The following is a 6410-nucleotide window of genomic DNA, read 5'->3' on the forward strand; positions in this document are numbered from 1 at the left end:
TTATCCCTTCTCAATGACCCAATTACGAGAGACACGACGGGAAATTCTCTAAAATTGTTGCTTAAATTTTACCCAATTTTATTATTATTATTCTTTTATTCTTCCTTGGCTTGTTTTTCCAACCATTCCTCTAATTCGGAGTCGGTAATAAAATCCCAAGCAGACTCGGCCAGTCTGTCTAATTGTTCGTTAGATAAGGATTTAATCGTTTCTTGGGTAGCAGCATCTAATTTAAAACGACGGTTTAACAAACGCAGAATAATCGTTAATTTACCAAATTGAATTCCTTCTTGTCTTCCCTGTTTAACCCCCTGTTGTCGTCCCTGCTGAATCCCTTCTTGAATCCCCTCTTCTTTACCTCGCTGAATCCCCTCTTGAATCCCCTCTTCTTTACCTCGTTGAATGCCTTCTTCAATCCCCTGTTGACGACCTTGTTCAACTCCTTCCTCAATGCCTTCATTTTTACCTAAAGCGATCGCATTTTGGCGATCGGCGATCGCCAGTAACTGCTGTTGGACGAGGGCAAATTCTTCATGGGTTAAAGATTCCACATCAGCCAGTTCAAAAGCCTGTTGAATTTCCGCTACAACAGCCAACTCTGGGGGAATAGTTTCCAAAATACTCGCATTTTTAAGAAAATAAATCCAGCGATCGCCAATTGTTTCTAATTCTAGCAATTCTTTCTGAAATTTAGGCAGTTCCACAAAAAACAATCCCAACTCACCGTTAGGATAGCTAAAATCAGTTTCAATTTCTTTAAAAGTAAATCTAGAAATTGGAGACTCTCTCTCCTCAAACATAATAAAATCAGTTAAATGAATCGCCATTAAAGGCTTAATTTCTGGCTTGCGTTCTTTCTTATCAAATAACTGTTGTGAATAACTCTTGGCAGCATGATATAAAACCCGTTGACCCAAGGTTTGTAAGTTCAAAAATTGCAGATCGAAAATACATTTTTGTTCTCCATTAAGCAATGCTTTCAAGGTCAAGGGATGATTTTCCTCCGCTACCAGCGATCGCCCATTAAAATCAACAATTTCCACGGATTCGATCGCAGAATCACCCTCATAAAGTAGGGCATTTAAAAAACTCAATAAGATATCTTTGCTTTTTGGAGAACCAAAAATTCTTTTAAAAGCAAAATCAGTTTTTGGATCGATAAAACTCATAATTGTTACTTGTTACTCGTTACTTTTTACTCATTGCTTGATTATTTTTCTATTACTGTAAACTGCAAATAAGATTGTAGAACTTCAGGTATTTTAACCGTTCCATCGGCTTGTTGATAATTTTCTAGAATAGCGGACATTGTACGCCCGATCGCCAGTCCCGATCCATTCAGAGTATGAACATAATTCGTGCCTTTTTTCCCCTTCTCCTTAAAGCGAATATTAGCGCGTCTGCCCTGAAAATCCCAACAGTTAGAACAACTGGAAATTTCCCGGTATTTACCCGCAGAAGGCAACCACACCTCAATGTCATAACACTTTGCTGCACTGAAACCCAAATCTCCCGTACACAGTTCAATAATACGATAAGGAAGTTTCAGTGCTTCTAAAATTGCCGTTGCATTTTTCAGCATTGCTTCCAGTTCCTCCATTGAAGTATCGGGAGATACTAATTTTACCATTTCCACTTTATTAAACTGGTGCAAGCGAATGAGTCCGCGAGTATCTTTGCCATAACTACCTGCTTCTCGACGAAAACAAGGAGTATAAGCACAATGATAAATGGGAAGTTCGGCTGCATCAATAACTTCATCGCGATATAAATTAGTCAGGGGAACTTCTGCGGTAGGAGTCAACCAAAGGTCATCCTCAACACAATGAAAACTTTCCTCCGCAAATTTTGGTAGTTGTCCGGTTCCCGTTAAACTTTGCGTATTAATCAGCACAGGAGGCATGACTTCGACATAACCCGCTTCTGTTTGCTTATCCAACATAAAGTTAATTAAAGCACGTTCTAAAGCGGCACCTTTACCGATTAAATTCACAAAGCGACTTTGAGCAATTTTAACAGCACGTTTAAAGTCAAGAATGCCCAATTTTTCGCCAATTTCCCAATGAGGTAAAATCTTTTCCTCTTCTCCTCCTCTTAAATACTCATCACCCCATCTCCGAATCTCAACATTTTCGGTTTCATTTTGACCAAGAGGACTTGTATCTGCGGGTAAATTGGGCAGTTGTAGAAGCAGTTCGTTAATTTTAACAATTAGTTCTTTTTCTTGAGGTTCTAATTCTGCTAATTGAGCCTTGACTTGATTGCCTTCTTCTTTTAAATTCTTAATCTCTTCAGTTTTAGGATTACCTCCCCTTCTCATCTTCTGCCCGATCGCCTTACCAATTTCGTTGCTACGTGCCTGTAATTGACTGCGAGTTGTTTGTAATTCTCGCTGTTGCTTATCCAATTCGAGGATAGGAGACAGATCGTAGTCTCCACCCCGGCGATCGAGGCGATCGCGCACGAATTCCGAATTTTCCCGAATTTGTTTGATATCTAGCACTTTTCAAAGGATATAAAATAAAGATTAAATGCTCTTCTGTTGCCTCTTCATTTAGTAATACGATTTAAGAGTAGCAGAGAGGAGACAATTCCGGAAAAATGGGCTGCGATCGTATTCGCATTTGCCTGGATAACGAGAAGATCGATCGAGTTGACTAATTTTTGTGGATCGACATTGGCGATCGCCCCTGGGGGATTAGCGAGAGACTTCGCTAAAACTAATCCTACATTAGCTTCCGCCCCAATAATCGTTAGCAACATTCCGATTAAATTTACCACTAACCCAGCCCGAATCACCTTGATTGTATCTGCCCGGTTGGGACGTTGGGCAGTATTGGGATTTTGCAGCATTTGCGCGATCGCCATGTAGCGAAAGGAATAATAAATACTAATCCCCAAAGCGATCAGCCCCAATACTGCACAAAATACCCCCAATTCCGTGCCTTGGGTATTGGCCGTATTGGTGTCACCGATAAAACTAGAACTGGCAAAGAGGACAGTGACAGTAGAAATTACCCCCAAAACCAATTGCAGCCAAAATCCAATCCGACCTGCCCATTTTAGGTCGGTGGAGACTTGTCGGACTTTTTGAGGAATGGGAGATGTCAGATCGCCCCGGTTTTTTTCACTCATCGCGATCGCCTCAGAACTTTGCATCTTCTATTATTAGGCATTAGAGTCGAGGTTGCGCGACGGAGAGATGAATTTCTTCTCAAGAAACTTTTATCGGGAGTCTCTCGTCTGGGGTGCAAGATTTCCCGATTGCGATTTTAGGGTGCTGTAGAGGGAAACTGTTGTCTCATTCGAGGGGGCTTGGGAATTTTTGCTCCTCCAAGATAAAAATGCTGTTACCCTAGATAATGGCAATAATGGCATAGGGCATTTAACGGAATCAAATAAGTCTAATTTCTCAATTAGAGACAGTCTTTTTAATTCCCTTAAACCCTTGACTGTAAAGGATTTGCTTGCCTTTAAGCCAATTCCCTAGCTATGGGTTGTGCGGTCCCAAATCGTTTTCAGTATTTCGGCGGAGAAAATTCCTCCCGAACTCGAGAGAAACAGCCAGAAGATCGCTATACAATGGATCGGTAACGAAAGCTAAAACTTGGTTTAATCTGCAATTTCATCCCACTGATTCAATCTTTTGCATCAAGCGTGATAAAATCGGCGATGTCGAGCAAGCAATTTTACCGAGCAGTATACTGGGCAGAGTGTCAAGATAATGCGATCGCATTATGCACAAGCATTCACCAAGAATATTTACCGATCTGCTGGGGTGCATCCATAGTTAACCAATAAAGCCTTGTTGTGAAAAACAAGTTGATTTTAACCAAGTTCATTGGCATCAGGTTTATTGGCATATTGTTAACTGGGAAACTTGACGGGTTAAACACATGAAATTTGAAGATATTTATCAGTTTTTCAACGATCCCCCACCGAACTATCTCAATAAAGAATTGGCAGTTTGTTACATTCTGTCAGTATTATTGAATGGGGAATCCTACGGTACGGAGTTAATCGAGAAACTCAAAAAGATGCAGCCAACCTACCGTTTATCCGATACGGTTCTCTATGGTGCCCTCAAGTTTCTCGAACAGGAACAAACCATTGCTGGCTATTGGCAAAAGGTCGAAGGTCGAGGCCGGCCTCGTCGAATGTATCAGGTTTGTGAGGATGCCCGCAAACAATCCGAAGATCTGGCTCGGTTTTGGTGGGCTTATGTGAATCGAGAGGAAGAAAGCCAAGCGATGTAAGGGTTTGGGTGATGTATTTTGGGAAATTGGTCTTTTCCCGTTTATTCATCACTCATCACTTATTATCATTTATGATCATTCTGAAGGGTATTCGACTGCTTGAGTTCTGCAATTGTCCCATTTCCCGTACAAAAAAGGACGGTTTTTAATTCTGCTTGCAACAATTGTACGAGATTATCGATCGCTTCGGGAGAGTCGGAAGCAGCTTGGAGGAAGGGAAAGGCCAAACCCACCAAGTCTGCACCGAGGGCGATCGCCTTGGCCCCGTCGAGTCCGTTTCGCAATCCTCCCGAGGCGATCGCGGGTAATTTAGGATAAAGATTGCGGATTCCCACTAAACATTCTGCGGTGGGAATGCCCCAATCGGCAAATGTTCGCCCCAATTGCCTCTGCATGGCATTATTAGCCCGTTCGCTTTCTACTTTAGCCCAAGATGTCCCACCGGCTCCAGCCACGTCAATGGCGCTAATTCCGGCATTAACTAAATATTGTGCCATTTGCGGCGAAATGCCGTTTCCGACTTCTTTAGCAATGACGGGAACGGGAATTTTACTGCATATTTTCTCGATTTTGTCAAGTAATCCTTTAAAGTTTTTATCGCCGTTAGTTTGAATGCACTCTTGTAGGGGGTTGAGGTGAAAAATCAAAGCATCTGCCTCTAAAATATCCACGGCTCGCAGACATTCATCGATGCCGTAGGTATAATTAAGTTGGACGGCTCCGAGATTGGCAAAAAGGGGAATATCGGGGGCAATATTTCGCACGGCAAAAGTATCGGTAACTTCCGGCTTTTCTACAGCAATACGCTGAGAACCGACTCCCATAGCCAGTTTATAGGTTTGGGCGGCTTCTGCAAGGCGATAATTAATAATTTTAGCTTGTTCGGTGCCTCCTGTCATGGAGGAAATAAGGAAAGGGGAACCCAGAGTTTTACCCAAAAAAGTCGTGCTTAAATCGATTTCGTTATAGTCCAATTCGGGCAAACAAGTATGCAGAAAACGATAGCGATCGAAACCGTTTGTATTCTTACGAAACTGTACATCTTCTTCTAAACAAATTCGCAGATGATCTGCTTTTCGTGTTTGAGTATCGGCCATTTGATAGTTGATAGTTGATAGTTGATAGTTGATAGTTGATAGTTGATAGTTGATAGTTGCCTATTCCTCATCAATTTGTTCGCTGAGTTGTTTGATTTGATCTTTATATTTGGGGGGGGCTAAAGTGACGGCACGAGTGTAGAGAGGTTTGGCTTTGTCGATTTCACCCTGTTGTTTGAAAATTTCTGCTTTTGCCCAAACCGGACGAAAATCACTGTCATTAGTCTCGATAATTTTGTCATAAACGGCGATCGCCTCGGTATAGCGTTCCTGGTTTTCGTAAACTCGTCCCAACAACATTTGTACTGAAGCAACATCAATACTATCTGGCGTTACGGCATTAGCTTGGGCAGCCGTTTGTAGAGTAGTTTGGAGTAGCCCGATCGCCCGTTCGGGGCGGTTCTTCTGGAGTTGTAGGGCAACCATACCTTGTAAGGCTTTAATATAGCCAGGATTGAATCCAAGAATGCGATCGTAGGCTTGAAAAGCGCCCTCAGCATCTCCTAGATATTCCTTCGCTTGTGCCAGCAAGATCGTATAATCAGGCTGTTGGGGGTGGGATTCTGCCAAGCGTTCGAGGGCAGGGAGAGCAAGATCGAGTTTCCCCTGTTCCAAGCGTACCTCAATTAATCCTTGTAAAGCCGTGGCATTTTCTGGCTCTCGTTGCAAGACTAACTCATATCCTCTGGCTTTATCTTCAAGGTTTTCTTGTTGAACTGGAGATAGTTGCGGAGTAGGGGTTGCTGTTGTTCTTCTGGAAGTGCGATCGCTTTGGAATACATTGCCAACCAATGGTAATAAAGAACCACCAACCAAAAGAATAATAAGAAGAATCGTGAAAATTAATATAAAGCGATTGTTAGAAGCAGTGCGTTTCATCAGAAAAATTGGGTAGAAACCCCGTCCTATAAGGACGGCTTTATATTAGTTTCGCTACCGCCTTGGAGTTGTTTAATTAGAGTGCCTTTGTATTGCACTTTTAACAGGACAATTACTGTATCTAACTAAACAACCCTGTACGCATAGCGTTTTTGCTCTTTCGAGCCTCCTATTTCTA

At 42.2% G+C, this 6410-nt stretch carries 6 protein-coding genes; 1 reads left to right on the top strand and 5 read right to left on the bottom strand.

Annotated elements, in window-relative coordinates; translation table 11 throughout:
• Positions 1-95: 95 nt before the first annotated feature.
• The 3 genes from JUI58_RS09080 to JUI58_RS09090 are packed head-to-tail and all read right to left on the bottom strand — an operon-like array spanning position 96 to position 3159.
• On the bottom strand, positions 96-1169 hold the full coding sequence (locus JUI58_RS09080) for an Rpn family recombination-promoting nuclease/putative transposase (RefSeq protein WP_204103448.1): 1074 nt from the start codon (positions 1167-1169) through the stop codon (positions 96-98).
• Between the two features lie 41 nt (positions 1170-1210).
• Positions 1211-2503 (bottom strand): serine--tRNA ligase, encoded by a 1293-nt coding sequence (gene serS, locus JUI58_RS09085; protein ID WP_204103449.1) that lies wholly within the window; start codon positions 2501-2503, stop codon positions 1211-1213.
• A gap of 47 nt (positions 2504-2550) precedes the next feature.
• Positions 2551-3159 carry a DUF3611 family protein gene (locus tag JUI58_RS09090; RefSeq protein ID WP_239121351.1) on the bottom strand — a complete coding sequence of 203 codons (609 nt, stop codon included), beginning with the start codon at positions 3157-3159 and terminating at the stop codon, positions 2551-2553.
• Between the two features lie 737 nt (positions 3160-3896).
• Here JUI58_RS09090 and JUI58_RS09095 point away from each other — a divergent pair.
• Complete coding sequence (locus JUI58_RS09095) at positions 3897-4256, top strand: PadR family transcriptional regulator (protein ID WP_204103450.1); 360 nt, start codon at positions 3897-3899, stop codon at positions 4254-4256.
• A 65-nt stretch (positions 4257-4321) separates the two neighbouring features.
• Here JUI58_RS09095 and fni read toward each other — a convergent pair whose 3' ends face one another.
• Complete coding sequence (gene fni / locus JUI58_RS09100; RefSeq protein ID WP_204103451.1) at positions 4322-5353, bottom strand: type 2 isopentenyl-diphosphate Delta-isomerase; 1032 nt, start codon at positions 5351-5353, stop codon at positions 4322-4324.
• A gap of 60 nt (positions 5354-5413) precedes the next feature.
• A complete protein-coding gene (locus JUI58_RS09105) occupies positions 5414-6232 on the bottom strand; it encodes a tetratricopeptide repeat protein (protein ID WP_239121352.1) in 819 nt (272 codons plus the stop codon).
• Positions 6233-6410 lie beyond the last annotated feature (178 nt).

The organism is Spirulina sp. CCY15215, assembly GCF_016888125.1.
GTDB lineage: Bacteria > Cyanobacteriota > Cyanobacteriia > Cyanobacteriales > Spirulinaceae > CCY15215.

What these genes read in the sequence shown, in the direction of transcription:
- JUI58_RS09080 (WP_204103448.1), bottom strand. Translation starts at nt 1,169, where the DNA reads ATGAGTTTTATCGATCCAAAAACTGATTTTGCTTTTAAAAGAATTTTT.
- fni (WP_204103451.1), bottom strand. Translation starts at nt 5,353, where the DNA reads ATGGCCGATACTCAAACACGAAAAGCAGATCATCTGCGAATTTGTTTA.
- JUI58_RS09095 (WP_204103450.1), top strand. Translation starts at nt 3,897, where the DNA reads ATGAAATTTGAAGATATTTATCAGTTTTTCAACGATCCCCCACCGAAC.
- JUI58_RS09090 (WP_239121351.1), bottom strand. Translation starts at nt 3,159, where the DNA reads ATGCAAAGTTCTGAGGCGATCGCGATGAGTGAAAAAAACCGGGGCGAT.
- JUI58_RS09105 (WP_239121352.1), bottom strand. Translation starts at nt 6,232, where the DNA reads ATGAAACGCACTGCTTCTAACAATCGCTTTATATTAATTTTCACGATT.